The 26,180-nt window shown below is 62.6% G+C and carries 26 protein-coding genes, 1 other RNA gene and 1 riboswitch; of the genes, 10 read left to right on the top strand and 17 right to left on the bottom strand.

Annotation, left to right across the window (positions count from 1 at the left end; genetic code table 11):
* Window positions 1-10 precede the first annotated feature (10 nt).
* Window positions 11-823: an HTD2 family dehydratase gene (locus tag ACR0BA_RS11040; RefSeq protein WP_480727949.1), complete on the top strand. Its 813-nt coding sequence runs from the start codon at window positions 11-13 to the stop codon at window positions 821-823.
* Here ACR0BA_RS11040 and ACR0BA_RS11035 read toward each other — a convergent pair.
* Window positions 815-1,849, bottom strand: a complete 1,035-nt coding sequence (locus ACR0BA_RS11035; protein ID WP_480727947.1) for an NAD(P)/FAD-dependent oxidoreductase — start codon at window positions 1,847-1,849, stop codon at window positions 815-817. The two genes, ACR0BA_RS11040 and ACR0BA_RS11035, sit on opposite strands and share 9 nt — an antisense overlap.
* A gap of 55 nt (window positions 1,850-1,904) precedes the next feature.
* Here ACR0BA_RS11035 and mnmC2 point away from each other — a divergent pair, with 55 nt between their 5' ends.
* Together mnmC2 and ACR0BA_RS11025 are read left to right on the top strand one after the other, a co-directional pair.
* Window positions 1,905-2,570, top strand: a complete 666-nt coding sequence (gene mnmC2 / locus ACR0BA_RS11030; protein WP_480727945.1) for a tRNA (5-methylaminomethyl-2-thiouridine)(34)-methyltransferase MnmC2 — start codon at window positions 1,905-1,907, stop codon at window positions 2,568-2,570.
* Complete coding sequence (locus ACR0BA_RS11025) at window positions 2,567-3,436, top strand: DMT family transporter (protein WP_170529725.1); 870 nt, start codon at window positions 2,567-2,569, stop codon at window positions 3,434-3,436. The genes mnmC2 and ACR0BA_RS11025 overlap by 4 nt, the downstream gene beginning before the upstream one ends.
* On the opposite strand, the gene ACR0BA_RS11020 is transcribed toward ACR0BA_RS11025, so the two are convergent.
* Window positions 3,410-5,383 (bottom strand): lytic transglycosylase domain-containing protein, encoded by a 1,974-nt coding sequence (locus tag ACR0BA_RS11020; protein WP_480727943.1) that lies wholly within the window; start codon window positions 5,381-5,383, stop codon window positions 3,410-3,412. The two genes, ACR0BA_RS11025 and ACR0BA_RS11020, sit on opposite strands and share 27 nt — an antisense overlap.
* 133 nt (window positions 5,384-5,516) lie before the next feature.
* Between ACR0BA_RS11020 and dapA the strand changes: the two genes are divergently transcribed.
* Window positions 5,517-6,389, top strand: a complete 873-nt coding sequence (gene dapA / locus ACR0BA_RS11015; protein WP_480727942.1) for a 4-hydroxy-tetrahydrodipicolinate synthase — start codon at window positions 5,517-5,519, stop codon at window positions 6,387-6,389.
* Window positions 6,390-6,463: 74 nt separating this feature from the next.
* On the opposite strand, the gene ACR0BA_RS11010 is transcribed toward dapA, so the two are convergent.
* From ACR0BA_RS11010 to pdxR, 6 genes are all read right to left on the bottom strand, one after another.
* Window positions 6,464-7,336 (bottom strand): dimethyl sulfoxide reductase anchor subunit family protein, encoded by an 873-nt coding sequence (locus ACR0BA_RS11010; protein WP_480727940.1) that lies wholly within the window; start codon window positions 7,334-7,336, stop codon window positions 6,464-6,466.
* Window position 7,337: 1 nt separating this feature from the next.
* A complete protein-coding gene (locus ACR0BA_RS11005; RefSeq protein WP_170342337.1) occupies window positions 7,338-8,087 on the bottom strand; it encodes a 4Fe-4S dicluster domain-containing protein in 750 nt (249 codons plus the stop codon).
* Between the two features lie 112 nt (window positions 8,088-8,199).
* Window positions 8,200-11,019 (bottom strand): molybdopterin oxidoreductase family protein, encoded by a 2,820-nt coding sequence (locus ACR0BA_RS11000; RefSeq protein WP_480727938.1) that lies wholly within the window; start codon window positions 11,017-11,019, stop codon window positions 8,200-8,202.
* 90 nt (window positions 11,020-11,109) lie between these two features.
* The gene (gene pta, locus ACR0BA_RS10995) at window positions 11,110-12,117 is read right to left on the bottom strand and encodes a phosphate acetyltransferase (protein ID WP_480727936.1); all 1,008 of its coding nucleotides are present in this window, start codon (window positions 12,115-12,117) and stop codon (window positions 11,110-11,112) included.
* A 21-nt stretch (window positions 12,118-12,138) separates the two neighbouring features.
* Window positions 12,139-13,914, bottom strand: coding sequence for a sulfoacetaldehyde acetyltransferase (gene xsc / locus ACR0BA_RS10990; protein ID WP_480727934.1), 1,776 nt, complete (start codon window positions 13,912-13,914; stop codon window positions 12,139-12,141).
* 125 nt (window positions 13,915-14,039) lie between these two features.
* Entirely contained in the window at window positions 14,040-15,500 is a 1,461-nt protein-coding gene (gene pdxR / locus ACR0BA_RS10985; protein WP_480727933.1) for a MocR-like pyridoxine biosynthesis transcription factor PdxR, read from the bottom strand.
* Window positions 15,501-15,666: 166 nt separating this feature from the next.
* On the opposite strand from pdxR, the gene ACR0BA_RS10980 reads away from it, so the two are divergent.
* Together ACR0BA_RS10980 and ACR0BA_RS10975 are read left to right on the top strand one after the other, a co-directional pair.
* Window positions 15,667-15,942: an ArsR/SmtB family transcription factor gene (locus tag ACR0BA_RS10980; protein ID WP_480728241.1), complete on the top strand. Its 276-nt coding sequence runs from the start codon at window positions 15,667-15,669 to the stop codon at window positions 15,940-15,942.
* Window positions 15,935-16,963, top strand: coding sequence for a permease (locus ACR0BA_RS10975; RefSeq protein WP_480727931.1), 1,029 nt, complete (start codon window positions 15,935-15,937; stop codon window positions 16,961-16,963). Before ACR0BA_RS10980 ends, ACR0BA_RS10975 begins: the two co-directional genes overlap by 8 nt.
* Before the next feature lie 41 nt (window positions 16,964-17,004).
* On the opposite strand, the gene ACR0BA_RS10970 is transcribed toward ACR0BA_RS10975, so the two are convergent.
* Both ACR0BA_RS10970 and ACR0BA_RS10965 read right to left on the bottom strand, forming a co-directional pair.
* Window positions 17,005-17,394, bottom strand: coding sequence for a hypothetical protein (locus ACR0BA_RS10970; protein WP_093964306.1), 390 nt, complete (start codon window positions 17,392-17,394; stop codon window positions 17,005-17,007).
* Window positions 17,395-17,444: 50 nt separating this feature from the next.
* Window positions 17,445-18,206, bottom strand: coding sequence for a DUF1013 domain-containing protein (locus ACR0BA_RS10965; RefSeq protein WP_093964307.1), 762 nt, complete (start codon window positions 18,204-18,206; stop codon window positions 17,445-17,447).
* A gap of 130 nt (window positions 18,207-18,336) precedes the next feature.
* Between ACR0BA_RS10965 and ACR0BA_RS10960 the strand changes: the two genes are divergently transcribed.
* The gene (locus ACR0BA_RS10960; RefSeq protein WP_480727929.1) at window positions 18,337-18,978 is read left to right on the top strand and encodes a ribonuclease T2 family protein; all 642 of its coding nucleotides are present in this window, start codon (window positions 18,337-18,339) and stop codon (window positions 18,976-18,978) included.
* On the opposite strand, the gene ACR0BA_RS10955 is transcribed toward ACR0BA_RS10960, so the two are convergent.
* Complete coding sequence (locus tag ACR0BA_RS10955; RefSeq protein WP_170341383.1) at window positions 18,975-19,463, bottom strand: hypothetical protein; 489 nt, start codon at window positions 19,461-19,463, stop codon at window positions 18,975-18,977. The genes ACR0BA_RS10960 and ACR0BA_RS10955 overlap by 4 nt on opposite strands.
* A gap of 196 nt (window positions 19,464-19,659) precedes the next feature.
* On the opposite strand from ACR0BA_RS10955, the gene ACR0BA_RS10950 reads away from it, so the two are divergent.
* Window positions 19,660-20,157 (top strand): lactoylglutathione lyase family protein, encoded by a 498-nt coding sequence (locus ACR0BA_RS10950; protein ID WP_093964418.1) that lies wholly within the window; start codon window positions 19,660-19,662, stop codon window positions 20,155-20,157.
* A 71-nt stretch (window positions 20,158-20,228) separates the two neighbouring features.
* On the opposite strand, the gene recR is transcribed toward ACR0BA_RS10950, so the two are convergent.
* The 3 genes from recR to ACR0BA_RS10935 all read right to left on the bottom strand — a co-directional run bounded on the left by recR (window position 20,229) and on the right by ACR0BA_RS10935 (window position 23,054).
* A complete protein-coding gene (gene recR, locus ACR0BA_RS10945; RefSeq protein WP_170341385.1) occupies window positions 20,229-20,822 on the bottom strand; it encodes a recombination mediator RecR in 594 nt (197 codons plus the stop codon).
* Window positions 20,823-20,868: 46 nt separating this feature from the next.
* Complete coding sequence (locus ACR0BA_RS10940) at window positions 20,869-21,213, bottom strand: YbaB/EbfC family nucleoid-associated protein (RefSeq protein ID WP_005980576.1); 345 nt, start codon at window positions 21,211-21,213, stop codon at window positions 20,869-20,871.
* Window positions 21,214-21,299: 86 nt separating this feature from the next.
* A complete protein-coding gene (locus tag ACR0BA_RS10935; RefSeq protein ID WP_480727926.1) occupies window positions 21,300-23,054 on the bottom strand; it encodes a DNA polymerase III subunit gamma/tau in 1,755 nt (584 codons plus the stop codon).
* Window positions 23,055-23,209: 155 nt separating this feature from the next.
* On the opposite strand from ACR0BA_RS10935, the gene ACR0BA_RS10930 reads away from it, so the two are divergent.
* Complete coding sequence (locus ACR0BA_RS10930; protein WP_093964312.1) at window positions 23,210-23,713, top strand: protein-tyrosine phosphatase family protein; 504 nt, start codon at window positions 23,210-23,212, stop codon at window positions 23,711-23,713.
* A 3-nt stretch (window positions 23,714-23,716) separates the two neighbouring features.
* Here the strand turns inward: ACR0BA_RS10930 and ACR0BA_RS10925 are convergent, their stop codons facing one another.
* Window positions 23,717-24,124, bottom strand: a complete 408-nt coding sequence (locus ACR0BA_RS10925) for a hypothetical protein (protein ID WP_480727925.1) — start codon at window positions 24,122-24,124, stop codon at window positions 23,717-23,719.
* An 86-nt stretch (window positions 24,125-24,210) separates the two neighbouring features.
* A riboswitch (cobalamin riboswitch) is annotated at window positions 24,211-24,426 on the bottom strand.
* Between the two features lie 30 nt (window positions 24,427-24,456).
* Window positions 24,457-24,990: a TetR/AcrR family transcriptional regulator gene (locus ACR0BA_RS10920; RefSeq protein ID WP_480727923.1), complete on the bottom strand. Its 534-nt coding sequence runs from the start codon at window positions 24,988-24,990 to the stop codon at window positions 24,457-24,459.
* A 123-nt stretch (window positions 24,991-25,113) separates the two neighbouring features.
* Between ACR0BA_RS10920 and ACR0BA_RS10915 the strand changes: the two genes are divergently transcribed.
* On the top strand, window positions 25,114-25,971 hold the full coding sequence (locus ACR0BA_RS10915; protein ID WP_480727922.1) for an alpha/beta hydrolase family protein: 858 nt from the start codon (window positions 25,114-25,116) through the stop codon (window positions 25,969-25,971).
* An 81-nt stretch (window positions 25,972-26,052) separates the two neighbouring features.
* Here the strand turns inward: ACR0BA_RS10915 and ffs are convergent.
* Window positions 26,053-26,151, bottom strand: an RNA gene (gene ffs, locus ACR0BA_RS10910) — signal recognition particle sRNA small type.
* Between the last annotated feature and the right edge of the window lie 29 nt (window positions 26,152-26,180).

Here is a 26,180-nt window from a genome sequence, read left to right as displayed (position 1 = left end):
GGGTGCGGCCATGACGGATCAAGTTTCCTCGGAAATTCAGCACGACGTGATGGACCCTGCCCGGGCGGCGGCGTTTCAGGTGGCGTTGGGGCAGGCACCTTCGATCGGGATGGGCACGTCGCTGCCGCCGTTCTTTCACCAGCTGTATTTCTGGTCGCCGCGCCCGCCCGAGGGCTTGGGGCGCGACGGCCATCCCGTGGTGGGCGAAGGGCTCGTCCCCGACCTCGGTCTTCCGCGTCGGATGTGGGCCGGTGGGCGATTACGGTTCGCCGCTCCGCTGATTGCTGGCACACCAGCCGAACGCCGCTCGACCTTGAGCAATGTGAGCACCAAAACTGGACGGACCGGGCCCTTGGGGTTTGTGACCCTCAAGCACGAAATCTGGCAGGACGATACGCTGTGCCTGACCGAATGGCAGGACCTTGTTTATCGCGAGGATCCGTCGGCCGATGCACCAAAACCAGAGGCCTCGGTTGCCCGGACGGACGAAACAGACCTGCGCCAGGTCGCGTTCGACACCACGCTGCTGTTTCGGTACTCGGCGCTGACTTTCAATGGCCACCGCATCCACTATGACCTTGACTATGCCCGCGATGTCGAAGGCTATGCCGGGCTGGTGGTTCATGGACCGCTTCTGGCGCAGCATCTGATGCTGCTCGCCACTGATCTCATGGGGCCGCTGGCCGAGTTTTCCTTTCGCGCGTCCTCTCCGCTGATGCATTTCGAGCCTGCCACGCTGTGCCGAAACGGGAACGATTTTTGGGTCCGCGGTCCTGACGGTCGGCAGTGCATGCAGGCCGTGGCCCTTCCACGGTCACAGTGACGCCTCGGGGCGGAAGCCTTCGGGGATCGAATCCTGTCCGTCCAGTACAAGGTCTGCCATGATCTCGGCCACCTTTGGGGCCATGCCGAACCCGATCTTGAAGCCGCCATTGGCAATGAACTGGCCCTTTTGCAGCGGGTGTGCGCCCAGCATTGGCGCTCGGCTCTTGCTGCGGGGGCGGACTCCGGCCCAACGCTCGATCACCTCCGCGCCGTGTAGAACAGGAACCGCCTGCAACGCGCGCTGGATCACATCGTCAAGCGCAGCATCGGTGCCGGTCGGGTCGTCATAGTCCCGCTCGGACGTCGAGCCGATGGCCAGTGTCCCGTCGGCGTGGGGCACGAAATGGATCGACTCCGCAAACAGCTGCGGCACCTGGCCCGCGTCGAACCGCAGCAGTGCCGCCTGTCCCTTGACCCCGTTTCCGACCGCCTTGCCGAAAGCATCGGACAGCTCCAACAGGCCGGACACCCCGGTCGCATGAATGACTGCCCCGGTGTCTGGGGCCTCGGGCACGACCTCAACCCCCATCACGGCCAGCGCGGCCACCAGCGCGGCGCAGGCCCGGCGTGGATGCATGCGTGCACTCAACGTATCGTGGATGACGAATCCCGTTGCGCTGGGCGGGCACCATGATCCGACCGAGCGCGCCTCGACCACGGTCCATTCAGCCCGACCCTGCCAAAGGTCGCGGGCCGAGGCCGCACGCTGATGCGCCAGGTCGAGGCTCTTTGGGTCGTTGATGGGCTGGATCCGCCCCAGACGCGCATAGCCGGGCGAAACGCCGCCGGTGACCTCCACCTGTCGCCAAAACGGTTCGGCCATCAGCAGGCTTTCAAATTGAAATGCTTTCTTGTCGTTCCAGTTTTCCGGAACGTGCGGGGCAAGGGCACCCACCAGCCCGCCGCTGGACCCTGAACCAGCGCCGTAGGGATCGACGACCCGGACCCTGGCGCCACGTCGCGCACAAGTCCAGGCTATGGACAGGCCAAATATACCAGCCCCGCGGATCGTCACATCGACCATTGCCAATCCCCTTTTCCTTGTTCAGTGTCGCGCCGCTTAGCTACAGGAATTCCCGATGGCAGACCAGCGCGCCAAATTGTCGTGGAGGGATGAGACAGTCCCTGTTTCTGATCGTTTCGACGACCCCTATTTCAGCCTTCAGAACGGACTGGAGGAGACCCGTCATGTCTTTTTGCAAGGCAACGATCTGCCCGCTCGCTTTGCCCCCGGTTTTCACATCGCCGAGCTGGGGTTCGGAACCGGACTGAACATGCTGACCGCTTGGTCGGAATGGGAGAAGTCCGGACAATCGGGTCCGCTGACGTTCACCAGTTTCGAAGCCTTTCCGATGGCCCCTGCCGATATGAAGCGCGCGCTTGCGGCCTTTCCCGAGCTGGCGCCCTGGGCCGGCCGGTTCCTTGACCGATGGCGGGGTGGCGGCTGTGATTTGGACACGCTGCGTCTGACCGTGATTGAAGGTGATGCCCGCCAGACCCTGCCCCTTTGGGACGGGCTTGCCGATGCCTGGTTCCTGGATGGGTTCTCGCCCGCCAAGAACCCCGAGCTGTGGCAGCCGGAACTGATGCGGCAAGTGGCGGCCCATACCGCGCCCGAAGGGACGGCTGCCACCTATACCGCAGCCGGGTTCGTGCGGCGTGGGTTGCAGGATGCCGGGTTTTCGGTATCCCGCGCGCCGGGATACGGCCGCAAACGGCACATGACGCAGGCAACCAAGGCATGACCCAGACAAACAACGTGCGGGCGGGTATTGCGCTGATGATCGCGGCCACGATCGTGTTTGCGTTGCAGGACGGCATCTCGCGCCATCTGGCCGGCACGTACAACACCTACATGGTGGTCATGCTGCGATACTGGTTCTTTGCGGCTTTCGTGATTGCCTTGGCGGCGCGTGCACCCGGTGGTCTGGCGGCCGCGGCCCGGACCCGGCAACCGGGCCTGCAGATCCTGCGCGGCCTGCTGCTTGCCGGCGAGATCTGCGTCGCCGTCTACGGCTTTACCATTCTCGGCCTTATCGAAAGCCAGGCGGTGTTCATCTGTTATCCGCTTCTGGTCGCCGCGCTCAGCGGGCCGGTGCTGGGCGAGAAGGTCGGCTGGCGGCGCTGGTCGGCCATCGGGGTCGGATGCGTTGGCGTGCTCATCATTCTGCAGCCCGGCATGGGCGTTTTCAATCCGTGGGCAGTGATCCCTCTGATCTCGGCGCTGATGTTTGCGTTCTATGGTCTGCTGACCCGCTATGCCGCGCGTCAGGACAGTACCGCAACCAGCTTCTTCTGGACCGGGATCGTCGGAGCATTGGTCATGACCTGCATCGGCCTGTGGTTCTGGGAGCCGATGGTGACGCGGGATTGGTTCTGGATGGGGCTGCTGTGCATTACCGGCGTTTTGGGGCATTGGCTGCTGATCAAGTGCTACGAGATGGCAGAGGCCAGCGCCGTACAGCCCTTTGCCTATTTCCACCTGATGTGGAGCGCAATTCTGGGCATCACGATCTTTGACGAGACCCTGCGCCCCGCGGTGGTCGCCGGGGCGGGGCTGGTGGTGGCGGCGGGTCTGTTTACCCTATGGCGCGAACGCAGACAGGGTTGATCCGAGCAACTCCTGCGAGAAGGGGATCGGCAGCGCGGGTTTGCCCAGCCTTGCGCGGTAGACAGGCAGGCTCTCGGTCACCCGCATCACATAGTTGCGGGTCTCGTTGAAGGGGATCGTCTCGATCCAGTCGACGATATCCACCGCGCCGGTTCGCGGGTCGCCGTAGCGGTCCATCCATGATTTCGGGCGATTGGGGCCGGCATTGTAACCTGCGGCCATCATCACGACGTTGCCGTTGAATTCGGCAGCCAGCCCGGCCAGATAGTTTGCCCCCAGTTTGGCGTTGTAGCGCCAATCCGAGGTCAAACGTCCCGTCTGATGGCCGCTGAGAATGCCCAGTTCCTGCGCGACCAGCTTGGCGGTCGCAGGCATCACCTGCATCAGGCCGCGCGCCCCGGCACCGCTGATCACGACCGGGTCGAATTCGCTTTCGCGGCGGGCGATGGCCAGGGTCATTTCCTTGGCCATTGGCAATCCGATATCCGCAACGGGATGCACCGGGTAATACGCCGCGGGCAATACGACTCCATTCGTCGCGGCCCGTTTGGCGATCATCACCGCCAGATGCGGCTCCTTCAACTCGACCGCCAGATCACCCAGCTGGCCGGCCTGCACCGGATCCAGGCTCTCGACCAGGTGCGTCAGGAACCGTTCGCCCAATTCCGGCTCGCCAGCTCGTATCAGCAGCAGCCCCGCCTCAAGCACACTGGACTTGGCGAACTCGGCTTGTTTCCAATGGGGCGCCCGGCGCGGGTTGGCCAGGTCGCTGTCAAATGGCCGTCCGATCTGTTCTGCAGCCAGCAGGCCATAGAACGAGGTCTGGTAGTCGGCGCCGATTGCATAAGCCTCGTAGGCTTTCTCGGCGTTTCCGGTTGCGGCGTAGGCCCGGCCCAACCAATACCCGCCCCGACCCATCGAGATCGGAGACTTCACAGCCCCCAGAAAGTTCTGGAAATGCCGAACGGCTGTGGCCGGGTCGTTCAGCTTGCGCAAAGCCAGGAAACCCGACAGCCACTCGAGGTCGGCATAACCATACCCCATCTCGGGTGTCATGTGGTGATTGGCGGCGATGGCATAGGCCCGGTTCGCATCACCCCGGCGCATTTCCAGCCGAGCCAGCCTGCGTCGCCCTTCGGCCCACTTGTCGGGTTCGCCCAGTGCCTGCGGGCTGGTCGAGCGCGCCAGCATCAGGTCAATGGCGCTGTCGTCCAGCTCTTTGCGGTCCCGCCATACGAACCGGTCAAAGGCCAGCCCCGGATCATCGGCAAGCGCCTTCGGAACGGAGGCAACCTTGCCATCCACGCCGGGTTGGCGCTTTTGCAGGGCGATCCGCGCTTCGGCCAGTTTGCGATAGTCTTCGCTGACCAGCGGCAGCATCTGTGCCGAGCTGATCAGATGACCATCCCACAGCATCCGGTCCAGACGAGCCTCGTGATGCGGTTTCAGCAGTGACCCGAAGTTCTGAACGTAGTCCTGCTGCAGGCCCGAGCCCATCGGCATCGTCCGCCAGGCAGTGACGATATCCGCCTCGGCCTCACCGGTTCGGCCCTTGGCCTTCAGTGCCACGGCATAGTTCAGAGCTCCTTCGGCGGTCTGCGGGGGGGTGTCCTTGTAGAACTTCAGCACCCGGTCCGGGTCCGCGCCGGTAAAGGACGGCTCGCTTTTGCGGCGCAGCCAGGCAAGGCCCGGCCAATCGGGCCGCCGATCCAGAAAGACCAGAACATCGCCCGAGCTGCCGAACCCTTGGCGCAGCCAGTGCCACACGATGATGTCGCGCGCGACCGAACCGCGGGTGCCGGCCACGCGCAACGCGGCGTTCCAGTCGCCTTTGCGCATTTCGGACATTGCGGCCCGAAGATCGGACACCGCATCGGCCCGCACGGCCTGAGTTTGAAGCGTCAAAGCTAGAATCATCGTCGCGATCAGCGACAGAATCCGTGTCATCCCTTGCATTTCCCGACCAACCGAGGATACAGCCATTCAGGATAAACCTTGCGCCGCCGGGATCAACTCAAGAAACCTAAATTCGTGTCGGCCCGCGACGCACATCACACGATTGAACCTCAAGGAGCGTTCCATGTTCAAAGGCTCGATGCCAGCTCTCGTCACCCCGTTCCGCAACGGCGAGTTGGACCTGGATACGCTCAAACAATTGGTGGAATGGCAGATTGCCGAAGGGTCGACCGGTCTGGTGCCCGTCGGCACGACCGGCGAAAGCCCGACGCTGAGCCACGAGGAACACGAAACCGTAGTGGCCGAGGTGGTCAAGGCCGCCGCGGGGCGCGTGCCGGTCATCGCCGGGGCCGGGTCGAACAACACGGTCGAAGCCATCCGGTTCGTGCGATTCGCACAGAAAGTGGGTGCGGATGCGGCATTGGTCGTCACGCCCTACTACAACAAGCCGACTCAGAAAGGCCTGTTGTCCCATTTTCGGGCGCTGCATGACTGTGCGGATATTCCGATCATCATCTACAACATCCCGGGCCGCTCGGTCATCGACATGAACCCGGACACCATGGGTGCGCTGGCGCAGCTGCCTCGGATCATCGGTGTCAAGGACGCCACGGGCGATCTCGCCCGCGTCAGCCAGCAGCGCGCTGCCTGCGGCAAAGACTTCTGCCAGCTTTCTGGTGAGGACGCGACGGCCCTGGGTTTCAACGCCCATGGTGGCGTTGGCTGTATCTCGGTCACCGCAAACGTGGCCCCAAAGCTGTGCGCCGAGTTCCAGCAGGCGACCCTGTCGGGCGACTATGCGACGGCGCTGGAGTATCAGGATCGGTTGATGCCGCTGCACGAGGCCATATTCATCGAACCGGGCCTGGTGGGTGCGAAATACGGGCTCAGCAAACTGGGACGCTGCACCGAAGAAGTGCGGTCGCCGCTGACGACGCTGGAAGACAGCACAAAGGCCGCGATTGATGCCGCGATGGAGCATGCGGGCCTGATCTGATCAGGCGTGTTCCAAAAGAAAAAGGGCGGTGTCCGGGAGAACCGGCACCGCCCTTTGCTTGCCTGCAGAGCGACTTAGCGCTTGCCGTAGTACAGCCCGACCACATGTTCGGCCTGGGCAAAGAACAGCCAGCGCGAAGTCGCGATACCCGCCATATGAGACAGCACCGCCAGCGCTCCGACCAGGTGGTTGAACGGCAGGATCAACAGACCGACGGGAACCACGAAGGCCAAGGCAAAGGAAATGGCCCGCAGCTTGTCTGCGTGTTTGCGTCCGACAACGTGAACGAATTCGCGCAGCAGATAGTTGGTTCCTGTATGCGGCGGTTCAAACGCGCGGACAGAACCCCTGTCGCCAAGGCCAGTTGCCGTACCAAGGTTGGTTCCCGAGTTGGCCAAGGCCTGATCGCCCGAACGCCAGTACAGAATTTGAACCAGCGCGGCGATCAACAGCAGCGGGATCGCAAATGCGGTCTGCCCCGCCAGAAGCGCGCCACCGGCCGCGCTGAAGCTCAGAAACATCACAGGCGTCAGTGTCAGGTTCCACCGTGGGATCGTCTTGAGTTGCGTGTAGATCATCGAGGTCGTGAATACGGTCGCCAATGAGAGCAGCGAACCGATCAGACCCAGACCGGACCAGCGTTGGTCCAGAAAGATCACGCCGATCGCATAGAGCCCCATGACCAACAGGGCCAGAACTGCGCACCAGCCCTCGCGGCTGAGCCAGCTTGTCTTCCATTGGGTGAACGCCTTGAGCGCGCGCTCGGGGTGGCCGAGGTGAAAGGTCGAGGCCATGAGCCCACCCACGGACAGCGCATAGGCGATGGCGAAGAACACGAAGGCCACCAAGCCCGAGACATTCGGAAAGCCGAGGCCCAAGAAGAACAGCAGGCCGAAGCCCAGCCCCGACAGAGTGGTGAACAGGATGACGGAAGGTGCGGGATGCATGTCAGAGCTTCTCCAATGCCTTGTCCAGCCAGCCAAGGAAGCCCTTCGGCTCGTCAGCGACCGGCGCCAGCAGGGGCGCCAGGATGTCGATCTGCTCTTCGACCGTATCCTTGGGGCGGGGTGGCAGGTATTTGTTGACCGGTTTGGTGCCCATTTCGGGCATCAGATCCATTCCGCCGCGCTCGACCACCAGTTGGCTGACCTCGCTGTCGGGGTCGCCCAGATCACCGAAATGGCGGGCCCCCGCGGGGCAGGTCCGCACGCAGGCGGGAACGCGGTCTTCCTCGGGCAGGTTGTCGTTGTAGATGCGATCGACGCACAGGGTGCATTTCTTCATGACCCCCTCTGCTGCGTCCAGTTCGCGCGCGCCATAGGGGCAGGCCCAGGCACACAGGCCGCAGCCGATGCAGTCGCTTTCGTTGACCAACACGATCCCGTCCTCGACCCGCTTGTAACTGGCGCCGGTGGGGCATACGGTGACGCAGGGCGCATCCTCGCAATGCAGGCAGGATTTCGGGAAATGGATCAGCTGGGCGGCACCTTCGGTCGGCTGCACCTCGTAGGAGTGCACCCGGTTCAGGAATGTGCCCGAGGGGTCCGCGCCATAGGCGTCCTGATCGGACAGGGGGGCGCCGTAGTTCTCGGTGTTCCAGCCCTTGCAGGAGATCACGCAGGCATGACAGCCGACGCAGGTATCCAGGTCAATGACCAGGCCCATTTTTCGCTCAGTGGATTGGGGAAGTTGGGTCATGGCGTCTGCTCTTTGTCGAGGGCCGGGGCCGAAAGGGGGGCAGCCCCCTCCTGAGCCGCTCGGCTCAATTCATCCCCGGAGTATTGCGGGCCAAATGGAGTGTGGGGCAGCGTCATTTGCCAACCTTCCATGCGAGATCCTTGGGGCCGGTGCCGACCGGAGATTTGATTGGCGGGAATTCCGGTTGGCTTTGGGCGTCTGCCGGTGCTTCGGCTTTTTCGATCTTGACCTTGAGGTCAAACCACGCGGCCTGTCCGGTGATCGGGTCGGAATTGGCCCAGCGAAGACCGTCGCCCTTGGGTGGCAGCAGTTCGTGGATCAGGTGGTTGAGCAGAAAACCCTTGGTCGCCTCGGGTGCGTCGGGCTGCAACGCCCATGCCCCTTTGCGTTTACCGATGGCGTTCCATGTCCAGACGGTGTTGTCGTTCAACGCAGCCATTTCCATCACCGGCACAGTGATTTCTCCGTGCGGAGAACTGACTTTGGCCCAATCCCCGTCCTTCAGTCCGTGTTCGCGCATCAGCTTGGTGGGAACATATAGCGGGTTGCGCCCGTGCAGTTGCCGCAACCAGGCATTCTGCGTGCCCCAGCTGTGATACATCGCCATGGGGCGCTGGGTCAGGGCGTTTACGGTGAAGCCTTCGTTTCCGGTCTGGTCGGTCTCGTACCAGATCGGAAGCGGGTCCATGGTTTCCGTGATGCGGCCGCGCAGGTGGTCGGGGGGCTGGCGGTCACCATGGCCTTCGGCGGCCAGCTGGAACTTGCGCATCGGTTCGGAATAGAGCTGGAACAGGTAGGGTTGCGGGCTGTCATACAGGCCCATTCCCACTGCCCAGTCCTGATAGGCGGCGTTCCAGGGTTTGTAGAACAGGGCCTCGTCCGGGATGTGTTCCAGGTAGAAGCCGCCATTCTCGATATAGCGGTCCAGTTGGTTCGGGTTCACGTCGCCTCGACCCACCTGCGAGCCATCTGCGCCGCGGAATCCAGCCAGTGGGCCGATGCCTGGCTTGCGCTGATGGTTGACCATGTAGTCAGCGTAGTCCGTATACTTGGCCGAGCCGTCCTCATCGGTGAAACCCGGCAGACCCAGCTTGTTGGCCAGCTGGATCAGCACCGTCTGAAATCCGCGCACGTCGCGATCGGGTTCGATCACCGGCCAGCGGATCGCATCTGCGGCGCCGTCGGCCTCGCAGATCGGGCGGTCGAGGAGCGAGATGCAGTCATGCCGCTCCAGATAGGTGGTGTCGGGCAGGATCAGGTCGGCATAGGCCACCATTTCCGAGGAATAGGCATCGGAGTAGATGATCCGCGGAATCACGTAGTCTCCGTTGTCATCCTTGTCCGTCAGCATCTCGATCACGCCCTTAGTGTTCATGGTCGAGTTCCAGGACATGTTGGCCATGTACATGAACAGCGTGTCGATCTTGTAGGGATCGCCCGCGTGAGCGTTCGAGATCACCATGTGCATCAGCCCGTGGCTGGACATCGGGTTTTCCCAGGTAAAGGCCTTGTCGATGCGCGCCGGGCTGCCATCGGCCTTCAGGGCCAGATCTTCGGGGCCGCGCACGAAACCCAGATGCGGGCCGTCCAGGGGCGAGTTTGGCGTGACCTTGCAATGGGGGGTCGGGTGCGCTTCGACCGGCTTCGGATAGGGCGGCTTGAAGCGGAACCCACCCGGAACTTCGACCGTGCCAAGCAGGATCTGCAGCACGTGCAGCGCGCGGCAGGTCTGGAATCCGTTGGCATGGGCCGAAACGCCGCGCATCGCGTGCATGGCTACCGGCCGGCCGATCATCTTGCTGTGCTTTTCGCCCCGGAAGTCAGTCCATTCCTGGTCCAGCTCGAAGGCCTCGTCAAAGGCGACGCGCGCCAGTTCACCGGCGATGGCGCGGATCCGGCTGGCGGGTATGCCGCATTCTTCGGCCACCGCTTCGGGGGCGTATTCGTCGCTGAGGTATTTTTCCGCCATCAGGTGAAAGACCGGCCGGTGGGTGATGCCGTCCATTTCATAGGTGGCGGTCAGGTCCGGCCGGACGCCCGGTTTGTCGAAGGCCGTCGGTTGCCCCGTGACCCGGTCAATCACCAACGGCTTGCCGTCCGCGTCCCGCAGAAACAGGCCCTTTTCAGGACCTTCGGCGGCATTCATCAGGACAGGGGCGTTGGTATAGCGGCTCAGGTAATCCAGGTCGATCCTGCCGGCTTTCATCAACACATGGATCAGCGACAGGATGAACAGCCCGTCGGTCCCGGGCGTGATGCCGACCCAGTCATCGGCCACTGCGTTGTAGCCGGTGCGGATCGGGTTCACCCCGATCACGCGGGCACCGCGCGCCTTGATCTTGCCGATACCCATCTTGATCGGGTTGCTGTCATGGTCTTCTGCCACGCCGAACAGCATGAACAGCTTGGTGCGGTCCCAATCGGGCTGGCCGAATTCCCAGAACGCGCCGCCCATCGTGTAGATGCCGCCGGCCGCCATGTTGACCGAGCAGAAACCGCCATGGGCCGCATAGTTGCAGGTGCCGAAATTCTGGGCCCAGAAGCTGGTAAAGGATTGCGACTGGTCGCGGCCGGTGAAAAAGGCCAACTTCTCGGGGTTGTCCTCGCGCAGCGGCTTGAGCCAGCCGACCGCGATGTCCAACGCTTCGTCCCAGCTGATTTCCTCGAACTCACCCGACCCGCGCGGACCCACCCGCTTGAGCGGAGCGCGCAGGCGTGACGGGGCGTTGACCTGCATGATACCCGCGCTGCCTTTGGCGCATAGAACCCCCTTGTTCACCGGGTGGTCACGGTTGCCCTCGATGTAAGCGACCTTGCCATCCTTCATGTGGACATTGATCCCGCACCGGCAGGCACACATGTAGCAGGTTGTCTTGCGAACCTCGTCCGAGACCTTGGGGGACGTGTCGAGGATTGGCTGCTGATGGGTCATTTGCGGATCCAGTCATTTGCGTCGGGACGAACTTGTCACTTTCAGCCCGGATTTAGAATACTGTTCTGACGATGGCGCCAGATTTGATGGTCATGTTCCCAATGCCTGCAGTACGGTCACGGCGATCATCTGTTCGACATCCTCGGCGCTGCAGCCGCGGGACAGATCATTCGCCGGTCGGGCCAGACCCTGCAGCACCGGGCCGATCGCCATGTATCCACCGATCCTCTGGGTGATCTTGTAGCTGATGTTCCCCGCGTCCAGATTGGGAAAGATCATGACGTTGGCCTTTCCGGCCACTGTCGATCCTGGAGCCTTTTTCTGGCCGACGGGGGGGTGAAAAGCCGCGTCGAATTGCAGCTCGCCGTCGACATGCAGCTCGGGATGCTGTTCGCGCAAAAGACGTGTTGCCTCGGTGACCTTGTCGACACCGGGATGTCTTGCGCTGCCTTTGGTCGAAAAGCTCAGCATCGCCAGCGACGGCTGTTCCCGCAGGATGGCCCGGGCCGACTGGGCCGAGGCGGCTGCGATATGGGCCAGCTCCGATGCGGTCGGATCAATCACGAGCCCGCAATCGGAAAACAGCATCGCGCGCGCATCAGGTCCGCCCTGGTCCGGCGGGTACATCAGGAAAAACGAGGACACCAATCCGGCATCCGGGGCCAGGCCGATCACCTGAATCGCCGTGCGAACTACATCACCGGTCGTGTGGACAGCGCCACCGACCGTTCCCGTGGCGCGCCCTGTCCGGACCAGCATGGCCGCGTAGACCAAGGGCGTTTCGGCGGCGGACCGGGCCGACACCGCATCCACGCCCTTGTGCCGGCGCAGATCGTGGTAGATGTCCGCGAACTCCTCCGTCAGCGGCGACTCGGTCGGGTCATGGATGGAAAGGCCATCGCCCGGTGCGGCGCCCTGCGCCAGCAACTCGGCTTCGATTTCTGCCCGCGGACCGACAAGGATGATGTCGGACAGCCCTGCGGACCGGGCGGCAAGCGCCCCCGCAACGATGCGGGGATCACTGCCTTCGCTCAGAGCAACGACTGGCCGGATTGCCGGAGCTTGCTGACGCAACAACTCGATGGGTGTCAGGGTCATCCGCTCCAGCTCCGTTCCCGCTCAGACCTGCTGCGGCACCATGTCGTCGGCGGAAATGCCGGCCACGGCCACAGGCTTTTTCATCGCGTCGCGGCGGAACGGTTCACCCAGTTCCTGGTTGATCAGGGCTTCGATCAGGGTGGTGATGCCATTCTTCTGGTCTTCGATGGCCTGATTCAGGGCGGCGGTCAGCTCGTCCATGGTGCGGGCGACGACACCCTTCAGGCCGCAGGCTTGGGCGATGCCGGCATAGGACACTTTGGTGTCCAGTTCGGTGCCCACGAAATTGTCGTCGAACCACAGGGTCGAGTTGCGCTTTTCCGCGCCCCACTGGTAGTTGCGGAACACGATCTGGGTCACGGCAGGCCATTCCTCACGCCCGATCGCGGTCAGTTCGTTCACCGCGATGCCGAATGCGCCGTCACCGGCAAAGCCCACGACCGGAACGTCCGGGCAGCCGATCTTGGCACCGACGATGGCCGGCAGGCCATAGCCGCAGGGGCCGAACAGGCCCGGCGCCAGGTATTTGCGGCCCGCCTCAAAGGACGGGTAGGCGTTGCCGATGGCGCAGTTGTTGCCGATGTCCGAGCTGATGATGGCTTCTTTCGGCAGCGCGGCCTGAATGGCGCGCCATGCCATGCGGGGGCTCATCCAGTCGGGTTTGGCCGCGCGCGCGCGCTCGTTCCAGCTGGTACCGGGATCGTCGTCCTCGTGGTCCATGCTGCTGAGCTTCTGGGCCCAACGCGACTTCTTCTCGGCAATCTTGGCCTTGCGCTCGGCGCGGCCTTCGTCTCCGGCCGTGTCGCTCAGCTGCGCCAGGATGCCATTTGCCACCTTGGCCGCGTCGCCGACGATACCGACCGAGACCTTCTTGGTCAGGCCGATCCGGTCGGGGTTGATGTCGACCTGGATGATCTTGGCGTTGGCCGGCCAGTATTCCATGCCATAGCCCGGCAGGGTCGAGAACGGGTTCAGGCGCGTGCCGAGGCACAGGACCACGTCGGCTTCCTTGATCAACTCCATCGCTGCCTTGGACCCGTTGTAGCCCAGCGGGCCGGCAAACAGCGGATGGCTGCCGGGGAAGGCATCGTTGTGTTGGTAGCCGACGCAAACCGGCGCATCCAGACGCTCGGCCAGGGCCTTCGAGGCCTCGATGCCGCCTTTGGCCAGCACCACGCCCGCTCCGTTCAGGATCACGGGGTTCTTGGCGTTCGACAGCAGTTCGGCGGCCTTTGCGACAGCGGTTTCACCGCCTGCGGGACGCTCGAAATCGACGACCGCGGGCAGTTCGACGTCAATGACCTGGGTCCACATGTCACGCGGGATGTTGATCTGGGCCGGGGCGCTGGCGCGCTTGGCCTTCATGATCACGCGGTTCAGAACCTCGGTGACGCGGGATGGATCGCGGACCTCTTCCTGATACGCGACCATGTCTTCGAACAGTTTCATCTGCTCGACTTCCTGGAACCCACCCTGACCGATGGTCTTGTTTGCCGCCTGCGGGGTGACCAGCAGCAGCGGTGTGTGGTTCCAGTAAGCGGTTTTGACGGCAGTGACGAAGTTGGTGATGCCGGGGCCGTTCTGCGCGATCATCATCGACATCTTGCCGGTGGCGCGGGTGTAGCCGTCGGCCATCATGCCGGCGCTGCCTTCATGAGCGCAGTCCCAGAACATGATCCCGGCCTTGGGGAACAGGTCCGAGATCGGCATCATGGCCGAGCCGATGATCCCGAACGCGTGTTCGATGCCGTGCATCTGCAGAACCTTAACAAAGGCCTCTTCTGTCGTCATTTTCATTTGGACGCTCTCCAAGCAATGGTGGAAACGGTCAGGCGATACGCCTTGGCTTGCCATTGGTTTTGGCGCAACGGGGGCATCTGGGTTAGGGCCAGACACGGCGCCGGAGTAGGTCCAGTGTGGCTTCAGTAGGCCCGGATCGCGGCCGCAACCCGTTCGATTCCCGCGGGTATCCGGTCAGCCGAAATCGAGGAATACCCCAGGCGGTAATAGTTCCTGGGCCGATCCGGCCCCGAGAAGAACGCAGCGCCGGGCTCGATATGAACACTCTGATTCTGCAGCGTTTTCGCGAGTTCCGCCGTGTCGACATGGTCCGGTGCCTTCATCCACATCGACGATCCACCAAAGACGCCGCGCCCGGCCACGGTCAACCCGTTCGCCTCGATCGCGTCCTCGATCGTCTTGCGCCGCTGCATCAGAGCCTTGGACATACGCCGTATCTGAGCATCATAATGCCCGAGCGACAGGAAATAGGCCGCCGTTCGCTGGATATGGCCGGGTGGGTGTCGGAAAACGAGCGACCGCAGCGCACGAGCCTCGCGGATGAACGGTTCGGATCCGACCATGTACCCCAGCCGCAACCCCGGGAACAACGACTTGGAAAAGCTGCCCACGTAGACCACACGCCCGTCCTTGTCCAAAGACTTGAGCGCCGGGGACGGGGCACCCAGAAAGGCCATCTCGAACTCATAGTCATCTTCGACGATCATCGCGTCCAGTTCGCGGGCGCGTTTCAACAGGTCGTGACGCCGGGCGACGGGCATTGTCGCAGTTGTCGGACATTGGTGGCTGGGCGTGGTGTAGATCACATCGGTGCCGTCCGGGATGGACTCGGGCGGCAACCCATCCTTGTCCACCCGCAATGGTGTCATCGAGGCATCCGAGCAGCGCATAAGTTCGTGCAGAGCGTAGTAGCTGGGATCCTCGATCGCAGCCATTCGCCCATGGCCCAGAAGAATGCGCGAGGTCAGCCAAAGGGCGTTCTGAGCGCCCAGCGTGATCAGAATTTCCTCGGGCCGAGCGGCGATACCGCGGCGGGGCAACGTGTGGCGAGCGATGAACTCGATCAGCAATGGATCGTCCTGATCCACGTAGTCGCCGGTCAGCGAGTCGAAATCCTTGTGGCCAAGGGCCCGAACGGCGCAGAGGCGCCAGTTCGCATGATCAAACAGGGTGCGGTCGGCCTGGCCGTAGATGAACGGATAGCTGTATTCCCGCCAATCCGGTGGCTTGGCCAGAAAATCACCGTCGGAAAAACGGCGGGCCAGTGCGGCGTCCCAGTTGACGGTTTCTTCGCTGCGCTGAACCGGTGTGTATTTCGGCGGCACTGGCGCGTTCTGCGACACGTAGTACCCGGACCGGCCTTTGGCCGTCAGATAGTCATTTGCCAGCAACTCGGTATAGGCCAGCGTCACGGTGATGCGGCTGACACCCAGATGCGCGGCCAGTTTGCGCGACGACGGCAGTTTCTCACCGACATGAAAGCGGCCTGACAGGATGCCCTCGGCAATCATCTGCTGGATCTGCGCCTGCAGAGTGCCCTGACCGCCCGGTTTCAGAAAGAAGGTTTCGACCGAAATTCCCATACCTCGTTATATGTTGGACTTAAATGCAGGGCAATCTGGACTTATTCAGGATCAACGGAAATTTACCCATACGGTTGACACGGGCATAGCTCATCACTAAAAAACTATAAATCTAGTTTAATGGAGATAACCAAGTGTGGAAAAAGCTGCTGCAGGGTTTTCCGCGATGGGGTCCGAGGCGCGATTGCAGGTGCTCAAGACCCTTGTGCGGGCTGGACAGGCCGGCCTGACGGTCGGAGAAATCCAAAGCCGGACGGGGATGGCACCGTCCACCCTGGCTCATCACCTGCGTTTCTTGGCGGCAGGCGGCGTGGTCGAGCAGGAGAAATCCGGGCGGACCACAATCAACCGTGCATGTTTCGATGAATTGAGATCACTGGCGCAGTTCATCCTCAGCGAATGCTGCGCGGATGAATCCAGAAAGGTTGCCAACGATGGCTGAATTGACCCAATCCCCGAAGGCCGTTGGTCAAACCTTGTCCGGTCTGCTGAAGACACCTTGGGCCCTGATCGTGGCGATCCTTGTGCTTGTGGCCATTCTGGACCCAGGCAATTGGGTGAACGTCACGACTTTTGCAGCCAAGGCTCTGGTGCACACCGGTCAGTACATCCTGTTTGCAGTGCTGTTGCTGTCCTACCTCAAGGCCAGCGGGGCCGAGACTATGGTTGCCCGGGCCTTCGAGGGCCGCGAAACCCGGATGATCCTGCTGGCCGCATTGTTTGGCGGGTTGGCTCCGTTCTGCTCTTGCGAGGTGATCCCGTTCATTGCAGGCCTGCTTGCGTTGGGTGCGCCCTTGTCAGCGGTGATGGCCTTCTGGCTAAGCTCGCCGTTGATTGACCCGCCCACGCTTTTGATTACGGCGGGCGCTTTGGGCTGGCCGTTTGCGATCGGCAAAGCCGTTGCAGCCGTGGCACTGGGATTGTTCGGCGGGTTCGCGGTGCGTTTTCTCATGCGTCAGGGTGCCTTTGCCCAACCTCTGCGCCACTATGAACCGGCCGGATGCTGTGGCTGCGGTCCGAAGAAAGACACGCTGCTTTGGCGCTTTTGGCAAGAGCCCGAACGCCGCGCCCGGTTCCGTCGGGAATTCGTGCAGAACGGCCTGTTCCTGCTGAAGTGGCTCGCTCTGGCCTATGTGCTCGAGGCGCTGCTGATCAGCTATGTTCCGGCTGATCTGATCGCGCGGCTGGTCGGTGGCGACGGTGCCTTGCCGATCGTGATCGCCGCCTTTGTCGGGATGCCGGCCTACCTGAATTCGTATGTCGCGCCGCCGCTTTTGGCCGGCCTAATGGAGCAGGGGATGAGCGCGGGCGCCGCGATGTCGTTCATGATCGCCGGGGCCGTCAGTTCCATTCCGGCCATGGCGGCTGTCTGGTCTCTGGTCAAACCCCGTGTGTTCGCAGCCTACATCGGGCTTGGGATCAGCGGAGCTATTGCAGCCGGGATCCTGTTCCAGCTTTTGTAAGAAGAAAACCGCCCGGAGTATTCTCCGGGCGGTTCTGCAAATCAGCTTGCGCCGCAGTTGCTTGGCAATTTGAACCGATAGCGCGGTTCGCCGCTGTCCACGTAAACCCGCTTTTCTACACAGGCCGTGGTTCCGACACTGCGCGCGATCGGCGCCTCGGTCGCGGTGATTGAAGTTGCCGATCCGTCCGGCAATCGAACCGACGCGATGACCCCGTTCTTGAGATCACCATTGATTGGTGTGGCCGACAGCACGGGAACGGTCAGAAACGCTTCGTGTTCGTGTTTCCCATCGCCGCTGAACAGCAGCAGACCGGCAGCTACGGCGATAACGGCCACGCCGCCCAGAATGGCCAGTCCCTTTGTTTTTGCGAAAGCGTAAATCGAAACCGCCCGGTGCGGCCCGAAGATAGACGATAGAATGTTCAGCATGGTCCAGTTCCAAAAAGGCCCCGGTCCATCGGACCGGGGCCAGCACAGTGTCAGTTGCGCAGATCGTCCTCGTCGTCTTCTTCGGCGCCGCCCTTGGGCAGGTTGAAGAAGCTGTCGGCATCCACCACTGCTTCGTCTTCTTTTTCCTCGTCGCCGTCATCGGACAGCGAGAAGGTTTCCAGCCCCTCGATCGCCGTGGGGATCTTGGGAGCGGCATCCATTTCCAGCGACTGTTCGGTCGAGACCAGCTTGCGGCGCTCGTCATCGCTCATGACGCCACCTTCGGCGGCCTTCTTCGCAGCGGCTTTCTGGACGGCGGCATCCAGTTCCGACTGTTTGCACAGGCCCAGCGCGACCGGGTCGATCGGCTGCATATTGGCGATGTTCCAGTGGGTGCGCTCGCGGATCGACTGGATCGTGGGCTTGGTGGTTCCAACCAGTTTGGCGATCTGGCCATCGGTCAGCTCCGGGTGGAACTTGACCAGCCACAGGATCGAGTTCGGTCGGTCCTGACGCTTGGACAGCGGCGTGTAGCGCGGACCGCGGCGCTTTTCCTCGCCGGCGGCGGCCGGGTTGAACTTGAGCTTCAGCTTGTGCAGCGGATCTTTCTCGGCCTTGTCGATCTCTTCCTGAGTCAGCTGGTTGTTGGCGATCGGGTCGAACCCCTTGACACCTGCCGCCACATCGCCATCAGCGATGCCTTGCACTTCCAACTCGTGCATGCCCACGAAATCCGCGATCTGCTTGAAGCTGATCGTGGTATTGTCCACCAGCCAAACGGCGGTTGCCTTGGCCATCAGGGGTTTTGCCATCAGCCCGTCTCCTTTGAATACATCTGTCCCGTCGCCGGAATTCGGCGGCCCCGTGGTCTTGGGGCAGGTTTCCGTTGTCGGGGAACTTGGCCCGTATATAGTCGTGCAGATGCAAGAAGGGAAGAGGCGAATGCGCTGGGCGTTGTTGGGGCCGCTGGTGTGGATTTTGGGCGCGACGGCCGCGCTGGCCGATGGCGAGAAGTCGGGCGTGTTCGACTATTACGTCCTGTCGCTGAGCTGGTCGCCCAACTGGTGCGCCCGCGAAGGCGACGCGCGCGGATCCGACCAGTGCGATGCGCGCCACGATCACGGCTGGATCCTGCACGGATTGTGGCCGCAATATCACCAGGGCTGGCCGTCCTATTGCCCGACAGCCAAAGCACCGCCGTCCCGCGCGATGACCCGACAGATGGAAGATATTCAAGGCAGTTCGGGCCTGGCCTGGCACCAGTGGAAGAAACACGGCACCTGTTCGGGCCTGTCTGCGGTGGACTATTACGAGCTGTCCCGGCAGGCTTATGAGCGCATTACCCGACCGCCGGTGTTTCGCAAATTGGACAAAGCCGTGAAACTGCCGGCGCGCGTGGTCGAGGATGCCTTCCTCAGTGCCAATCCAAGGCTCGAGCCGGACATGATCACCGTCACTTGCAAGCACGGTTACATCGAAGAAGTGCGCGTCTGTCTGTCACGTGATCTGGACCCGGTGCCCTGTGGGCGGGACGTGATCCGGGACTGCACCGCTTCGGATGCGTTGTTCGATCCGATTCGCTAGAGCTTCTTGTTCTGGCAGTCCCGCGCATAGTCCAATGCCTTGGCGGTGCCCTTCAGATCGATCGCCAAAACCCGCTCGCCTGCGGGGTTGTAGATCGTCATCGTCTTGTTCTGGGCGATGGCTGCAACAAAGTTCCGGTCGGTGAAGAACACGGTCGCACCGGGCACCCGATCCTGCTTGAACCCGATGGCTGTGGCGTCAAAGCTCTTGCCGTCCAGCTCGAACCGGATCGGATAGGATTTGCCGGGCTCGATGTTGCCCCACCCCTTGTGGAAAACGGTGAAATAGCCCCGATTGTCCAGCGCATCGTAGCCCAGGCGCACCACGGACAGGTCCTGATACACCGTCTGGATCAGACAGCCGTTGCCCAGATTGGGGTCCATCATGATGTTCCAGCCTTCGACGAACCCCTTGTCGACCAGTTGCTGTGACCACGCGGAAGTGGCGGTGAAGGCGGCGAAGGTCAGGGCGAGAAGGCGTTTCATGGCGGGTTCCGATATCAAATGGGTCAGGCTAGGGCATAGTACACGGTGCGGGGTCGACGGAAAGATCATTCTAGGCCTCGGCAGCAGTGCATGATGATCTATGTGCATGGAACAACACGGCTTTGCCTTGTGGGGCGGGCGCTTGAAACAAGGACGTTGCAAAATACGTCTTGCCCAATAGACCAAGGAGCAAGCCATGCCTCAACATCCAAGAACATTCTCTCACATCGGGTTGTCCGTCCCGAACGTGGACGAAGCCGTGAAATTCTATTCCGAGGTTTTGGGATTTTACGTGATCATGCCGCCAACCGACGTGGTCGAGGATGACACGGACATCGGCGTGATGTGCACGGACGTGTTTGGCCCGAATTGGAAAAAACTGCGTATCGCGCATCTGGCGACCGCCGATCGTATCGGGATCGAGCTTTTTGAGTTTGATGGAAACTACGCGCCGGAAAACAACATCGACTTTCGCAGGAACGGGACGTTCCATTTCTGCGTCCAGGATCCTGATGTCGAAGGCTTGGTGGAAAAAATCGTGGCGGCCGGCGGGAAACAACGCATGCCTATCCGATACTACTACCCCGGCGAGAAACCCTACCGCATGGTCTATGTCGAGGATCCGTTCGGGATAGTCTTCGAGATCTACAGCCATTCCTATGAATTGACCTACTCGTCGGGTGCCTACACCTGACCGATGGGTAAAGTGGTACCTTGCAATCGAGGAGGGGCGAGAGCGTGCTGCTTGCAGGCAGCACGCGGCGGCTACAGTTCTTTCCGCGCCCGCAGCGCTGCGGTGATGGTCCCGTCATCCAGATAGTCCAGCTCGCCCCCGATCGGCACGCCCTGCGCCAGCGAGGTCAGGCGGACCTGTCCTTCCAACTGATCTGCAATGTAATGGGCCGTGGTCTGCCCGTCGACGGTGGCGTTCAGGGCCAGGATTACTTCCGTGATGTTTTCGGCGGTGACGCGGTCGCGCAGGCGGGGGATGCGCAGGTCTTCCGGGCCGACGCCGTCCAGCGCCGAGAGCGTTCCGCCCAGCACATGGTAGCGGCCTTTGAACACGCCCGCGCGTTCCATCGCCCACAGGTCGGCCACGTCTTCGACCACGCACAGCTCACCGGTGGCGCGGTCTTCGGAATTGCAGATGTCGCAGATGTCGGTGGTGCCCACGTTGCCGCAGTTCAGGCATTCGCGTGCGGTGGCGGCGACCTGCTGCATGGCGTCCGACAACGGCGTCAGCAGCAGGGCGCGTTTGCGGATCAGGTGCAGCACCGCCCGCCGGGCCGAGCGCGGTCCCAGCCCCGGCAGCTTGGCCATCAGATCGATCAGGGCGTCGATGTCACTGTTCGAACTCATGGCCTGTCCTGCGTGGCTTTGGCGGCGGGGGTTTGAGGGGCGAAGATCAGAACGGCAGCTTGATGTCCGCCGGCAGGCCCATGCTTTCGGTCAGCTTGGCCATTTCTTCCTGCGACCGCTCGGCGGCTTTGGTCTGCGCGTCCTTGATGGCGGCCAGGATCAGGTCCTCGACCACTTCCTTGTCGTCGCTGTTGAAAATCGAGGGGTCGATGTCCAGACCTTTCAGTTCGCCCTTGGCCGAGGCCGTGGCCTTGACCAGGCCCGCGCCGGATTCGCCGACGACCATGATGGTGTTCAGCTCTTCCTGCATCTGCGCCATCTTGGTCTGCAGTTCCTGCGCGGATTTCATCATCTTGGCCATGTCGCCCAGACCGCCGAGTCCTTTGAGCATCTGTATGTCTCCTGTCATTCGATTTGCGGCCTAAATACGGGCCGTCTGCGTCCTTCACAAGGGCAGCGCGCCTTCTGCGCGGATGATCAGTCTTCCTCGAACGGGTCCCATTCGTTTTCGACCTCGGGCAGGGCTTCGGTTTCGACCTTGGCCGCACGGTTCTCGGGTGTTTCAATCCGGGTGATGCGGGCCTTGGGGAACTGTGTCAGAACCGCCTGAACCAAAGGGTGTTCTTCGGCCTTGGCCTTCAGCGCCAGCTCGGCCGCGTCGCGCAGTTCGGCGATGGTGGGCGCGTCCCCGTCCGAGACGATCGAGACCGCCCAGCGATTGCCGGTCCAGCGCTGCAGCGCGGACCCGAGCCGCGCGGCCAGGTCGGTGGGCGCCTTTTCGGTGGGCGTGAACTCGATCCGGCCCGGCTGGTACGAGACGAGGCGGACGCCGTTCTCGACCTCGACCAGCAGCTTCACGTCACGGTTGGAGCGGATCAGCTCGACCACATGCTCAAACGTTGGATAACGCGCCAGCGCGGTCTGCACGTCTTGGGCCAACGCCGCCGTGGGCGCGCCGCCCACACCGCGCGGGGTGGGCGCATGGGCCGAGGCCGTCGCGGTCACGGGCGGGGCGGTGTTGCCGGCAACCGGAACGCCGCCCCCCGGCCCGCCGACGGGCGGCGGAGGGCTGTCCTGAAGGCGCTTGATCAACTCTTCCGGGCTGGGCAGATCGGCCACATGGGTCAGGCGGATCACCGCCATTTCCGCGGCCATCATGGCGTTGGGGGCGGCCGAGACTTCCTCTAGTGCCTTCAGCAGCATCTGCCACATCCGGGTCAGCGCCCGCATCGGCAGCGCCTCGGCCATCTGCTGGCCGCGGGTGCGTTCATCGGGCGATACGGTGGGATCTTCGGCTGCGTCGGGGGTGATCTTTACCACCGAGACCCAATGCGTGATTTCGGCCAGATCGCGCAACACCGCCAGCGGGTCGGCGCCCTCGGCATATTGCGCGCCCAGTTCGGTCAGGGCCCCGGCCGCATCGCCGCGCAGGATCATGTCCATCAGGTCCAGCACGCGGCCCCGGTCGGCCAGTCCCAGCATCGCGCGCACCTGGTCGGCGGTGGTTTCGCCGGCACCATGGCTGATTGCCTGATCCAGCAGCGAGGTCGCATCCCGGGCCGAGCCTTCGGCGGCGCGGGTGATCAGTGCCAGCGCGTCATCCGAGATTTCCGCGCCCTCGGCGGTGGCGATCTTGCGCAGCAGGCCGATCATCACTTCGGGCTCGATCCGGCGCAGGTCGAACCGTTGGCAGCGCGACAGCACGGTGACCGGAACCTTGCGGATCTCGGTCGTGGCGAAGATGAATTTCACATGCTCGGGCGGTTCCTCCAGCGTTTTCAACAGCGCGTTGAAGGCGCTGGTCGACAGCATGTGGACTTCGTCGATGATGTAGATCTTGTACCGCGCGCTGGCGGCGCGATAGCGCACGCTGTCGATGATCTCTCGGATGTCGTTCACGCCGGTGCGGCTGGCGGCGTCCATTTCCAGCACGTCCACATGGCGACCTTCCATGATGGCCACGCAATGCTCGCACTGGCCGCAGGGTTCGGTCGTTGGGCCGCCATTGCCGTCGGGTCCGATGCAGTTCATGCCCTTGGCGATGATCCGGGCCGTGGTCGTCTTGCCGGTGCCGCGGATGCCGGTCATGATGAAGGCCTGCGCGATCCGGTCCGCCTCGAACGCGTTTTTCAGCGTGCGCACCATGGCATCCTGACCGACCAGGTCGGCAAAGGTTTCCGGGCGGTATTTTCGGGCGAGAACCTGATAGGCGGGGCTGGACTGTGTGGTCATGTCTGCTCTGACGGATTCGTACTGACGATGCAGGGTAGAGTTCCAGGTGCCCCGCGTCCACAGCACCGGTGCAGGTTTTTCGCTTTGGCGAGCGCGCGGTGTGAGGCATACTGCGCGGATCAAGTTCAATCAGCCAGTTTCGGGGGGAACGTCTGATGACAAATCTTGTGGTTCATGCATTGCAGGTGGGCGGCGGTACGCTGGCCCTGACCTCGGTTCCCGGCGGTGGCGGCGACTATGAGGGAGACCTGGACCTGATTTCAGCCTGGGCGCCGGGGCTGGTGATTTCGATGACAACCCTTGCCGAACTGGTTTCTGTGGGTGCGGGCGAATTGGGCTGTGACATTCATCGGCGCGCCTGTCGGTGGGCGCATCTTCCGGTCGCCGACTTCTCGGCGCCGTCGACCGAGATATCCGGCCGATGGCCCGAAGTCAGCGCCGCCGCCCGCCATGCGCTGTCGGGCGGCGGGCGGGTACTGGTCCACTGCCGGGGCGGTTGTGGGCGGTCTGGCATGGTTGTTCTGCGCTTGATGATCGAGAGCGGCGAGCAGCCGGAACAGGCCCTGAAACGCCTGCGGGCCGTACGCCCCTGCGCGGTTGAGACTGATGCTCAGATGGACTGGGCCGTCGCCCCAGCGCGCGAGGCACTGGCGACCTGACATTCAGGCGGTTGCGCGGAACTCGCGCTCGGCCCTGACCACGGGCATGATCGCCGTGGCCTGCAGCATCGCACAGGGTCGATCACTGATGACCTGCGCAGGCAGGGCGTCGCTCTGGTCGTCAAACAGCATGTCGGCGTAGGTATCAAGGCAGCCGGACGGTGTGTCGGCGGCCGCTCCGCAATACACGCGGATCCGTTCGGGACGTGCATCGAACCGCGCCGTGCAGCCATGTTCGCAATGGGCCAGTTCGCTGCTGCCTTCCACTTGGAAGTCGGGGGATGTTGCCGCCTGCGCCGTCGCCATTGCCTGCGCGATGGCCCGTGCCATGCGCGCCAGTGCCGGGCAGCTCTTTCCGGTGCGCTGGCAGATTGTTGCCGCGAATTCATGGGTATCGGTCTTCCAAATCATGTTGCGCCCTCCGCGCGCTGGGCGGGGTGGATTTGGACAGACGCCGGTTTCAAGGCCAGACCCTGCCCGGACACCCCGTCCGAGTTTCGGTTTCACGTTTGATGGCAGGTCTCCTGACTTGCGGGTCTTTGCTTTGCCGACCTTCCCAACCTTGCGGTCAGTGGTTTTTCGGCATCGCTCTCCGCCTACAGTTGCGGGGGCAGTCGCGGCCTTGGTCCGCTCCGGAGTTCCGGGTTGGACCGCACCGTGTTCCCTTTTCATCCCGGACCGAAACGGCACGGGAACCATCCCCTCATCGCTAGCGGTGTACCCGGGATCGAGTCAAGACGGTTTCAGCCCGGTTGCCGGAGTGAGTCCCAAGGGAACAGATCAGGCAGTCTGCGCAGCACATTCGAATCCCTGCGGGCACGGGCCAATTGCCAGCCGCCCTGCATTACGATGAACAGGGTGTCCGCAGCATTTTCAGGGTCGGAAACTCCGAACCGCGCGGCGTGATTTCGAACTTCGATGATCCAGCTTTCATACAGACGGTCGGCATGTTCCCGAAACGCGCGGTTGTCGGGGCTTTCGAAAAGGGTGGCGGCGATCGGGCAGGTCTCCCATTGGACCGAGGTGTCGAACAGCTTCGCGATTTTGTGGCACAGAGTGGTGACCCCGTCGCGAAAATCCGCGGCGTCGTTGAATGCCGCAGCGATCATGCTCAACATCCCGTCCGAGGCCCAACTGGCCGCCGCCAGGGCCAGATCCGGCTTGCCCTTTGGAAAATGGTGATAAAGCGAACCCTTGGGGGCTTGCGCTTCGGCCAGCAATTCCGCCAGACCGACACCGTTATAGCCCGAGCGCTGGAACAGTCGGGCGGCAGTCACGATCAGGCGATCTTTGGTGTTTGGTGGACGTTGGGTCATGCAGGCCAAATATTGACAGGCCTAGACCAATTGGTCCAGACACAAAGTATTAGACCGATCGGTCCAGAGTGTTTGGAGGCAAAGATGTTGGATTCGCAGCACGCGGTTGACGTGGAAGACTTTAAGTTTCCGTCGGGCCAGACCCAGCTGGCGGCGCGGCTTTACACTCCGGCGGTCGAGCCGCAAACCGTTGTTGTGCTGAACGGCGCAACAGGAGTGCCACGTGACTACTATCAGCACTTTGCTCGCTGGCTGGCCGCCGAGCGCGGTATGGCTTGCCTGACATATGATTACCGGGATTTCGAGCATTCGCTGACCGGGCGGCTGAAAGACTCGAAGGCCACGATGGCGGACTGGGCGCTGATCGACATGCCCGCAGCGCGTGCCGAGATGCGCCGTCGCTATCCGCGGGCAAAACTGTGGGTGATCGGGCATTCGGTCGGTGGAATGCTGGGTCCGCTGCAACCGGAAATCGAACAGATCGACCGGATGATCTGTGTGTGCGCAGGTTTGGTGACGGTGGCCGATCACCCGTGGCCCTACAAGGGCTTGGCGACTTTGTTCTGGTATGGCCATGTGCCACCTCTGGTGCATCTGCTGGGGTTCCTGCCAGGGAAACTACTGGGATTCGGAGCCGACTTGCCGGCTGGCGTCTATTGGCAATGGCGCAAGTGGTGCACATCGCCCACCAGCTATCTGCCCGAATTGGGAGACACGCTTCCCCAGGCGGATTGGAGCCGGGCGAACGCCGCGGCGGATATCATTGCGTTCGAGGATGACCAGACAGTGCCACCGCCCGCCGTCTGGCGGCTGGCTGAACTCTATGGTCCGACCGCCCGTCGGCACTTGTTGGATCCCAAGGATTTCGGGCTGTCCGAAATCGGTCATATCGGCGCCTTCGCCCGGCGCAGCAGTGCCGTTTGGCCGCGATTGATCGCCTGACCCGCCCGCAAGCGCGGTTTTCAGGAACAACGACGAAATGCAGAGGTTGGATTGACCGGGCCGAATACGCGGCGCGGCGTCAAGTGAGAGGTTGGACATCGACCCAAGCGGGGCTCGTTGTGGCTGCTTCCTTCCGGACCTGACCAGGTTGGCGAGGCGCTTGCCCGCGCCAACCTCTCGACCGCCGATATAGGCATCACGCACCCGCT

Source organism: Ruegeria sp. CI5 (genome assembly GCF_056536885.1).
The sequence above is the reverse complement of the archived record's forward strand: the minus strand, read 5'-3'. Positions and strand labels throughout refer to the sequence as shown.

Bases quoted from the DNA above. Each gene is read 5' to 3' on its own strand.
- ACR0BA_RS10940 (WP_005980576.1), bottom strand. From the start codon at position 21,213: ATGCTCAAAGGACTCGGCGGTCTGGGCGACATGGCCAAGATGATGAAA.
- ACR0BA_RS11035 (WP_480727947.1), bottom strand. From the start codon at position 1,849: ATGGTCGATGTGACGATCCGCGGGGCTGGTATATTTGGCCTGTCCATA.
- ACR0BA_RS10915 (WP_480727922.1), top strand. From the start codon at position 25,114: ATGTTGGATTCGCAGCACGCGGTTGACGTGGAAGACTTTAAGTTTCCG.
- recR (WP_170341385.1), bottom strand. From the start codon at position 20,822: ATGAGTTCGAACAGTGACATCGACGCCCTGATCGATCTGATGGCCAAG.
- ACR0BA_RS10935 (WP_480727926.1), bottom strand. From the start codon at position 23,054: ATGACCACACAGTCCAGCCCCGCCTATCAGGTTCTCGCCCGAAAATAC.
- pta (WP_480727936.1), bottom strand. From the start codon at position 12,117: ATGACCCTGACACCCATCGAGTTGTTGCGTCAGCAAGCTCCGGCAATC.
- ACR0BA_RS11000 (WP_480727938.1), bottom strand. From the start codon at position 11,019: ATGACCCATCAGCAGCCAATCCTCGACACGTCCCCCAAGGTCTCGGAC.
- ACR0BA_RS10970 (WP_093964306.1), bottom strand. From the start codon at position 17,394: ATGCTGAACATTCTATCGTCTATCTTCGGGCCGCACCGGGCGGTTTCG.
- ACR0BA_RS11005 (WP_170342337.1), bottom strand. From the start codon at position 8,087: ATGACCCAACTTCCCCAATCCACTGAGCGAAAAATGGGCCTGGTCATT.
- pdxR (WP_480727933.1), bottom strand. From the start codon at position 15,500: ATGGGAATTTCGGTCGAAACCTTCTTTCTGAAACCGGGCGGTCAGGGC.
- ACR0BA_RS10925 (WP_480727925.1), bottom strand. From the start codon at position 24,124: ATGATTTGGAAGACCGATACCCATGAATTCGCGGCAACAATCTGCCAG.
- ACR0BA_RS10975 (WP_480727931.1), top strand. From the start codon at position 15,935: ATGGCTGAATTGACCCAATCCCCGAAGGCCGTTGGTCAAACCTTGTCC.
- ACR0BA_RS10950 (WP_093964418.1), top strand. From the start codon at position 19,660: ATGCCTCAACATCCAAGAACATTCTCTCACATCGGGTTGTCCGTCCCG.
- ACR0BA_RS10955 (WP_170341383.1), bottom strand. From the start codon at position 19,463: ATGAAACGCCTTCTCGCCCTGACCTTCGCCGCCTTCACCGCCACTTCC.
- ACR0BA_RS11020 (WP_480727943.1), bottom strand. From the start codon at position 5,383: ATGACACGGATTCTGTCGCTGATCGCGACGATGATTCTAGCTTTGACG.
- xsc (WP_480727934.1), bottom strand. From the start codon at position 13,914: ATGAAAATGACGACAGAAGAGGCCTTTGTTAAGGTTCTGCAGATGCAC.
- dapA (WP_480727942.1), top strand. From the start codon at position 5,517: ATGTTCAAAGGCTCGATGCCAGCTCTCGTCACCCCGTTCCGCAACGGC.
- ACR0BA_RS11025 (WP_170529725.1), top strand. From the start codon at position 2,567: ATGACCCAGACAAACAACGTGCGGGCGGGTATTGCGCTGATGATCGCG.
- ACR0BA_RS11010 (WP_480727940.1), bottom strand. From the start codon at position 7,336: ATGCATCCCGCACCTTCCGTCATCCTGTTCACCACTCTGTCGGGGCTG.
- ACR0BA_RS10930 (WP_093964312.1), top strand. From the start codon at position 23,210: ATGACAAATCTTGTGGTTCATGCATTGCAGGTGGGCGGCGGTACGCTG.
- ACR0BA_RS11040 (WP_480727949.1), top strand. From the start codon at position 11: ATGACGGATCAAGTTTCCTCGGAAATTCAGCACGACGTGATGGACCCT.
- ACR0BA_RS10980 (WP_480728241.1), top strand. From the start codon at position 15,667: ATGGGGTCCGAGGCGCGATTGCAGGTGCTCAAGACCCTTGTGCGGGCT.
- ACR0BA_RS10965 (WP_093964307.1), bottom strand. From the start codon at position 18,206: ATGGCAAAACCCCTGATGGCCAAGGCAACCGCCGTTTGGCTGGTGGAC.
- ACR0BA_RS10960 (WP_480727929.1), top strand. From the start codon at position 18,337: ATGCGCTGGGCGTTGTTGGGGCCGCTGGTGTGGATTTTGGGCGCGACG.
- mnmC2 (WP_480727945.1), top strand. From the start codon at position 1,905: ATGGCAGACCAGCGCGCCAAATTGTCGTGGAGGGATGAGACAGTCCCT.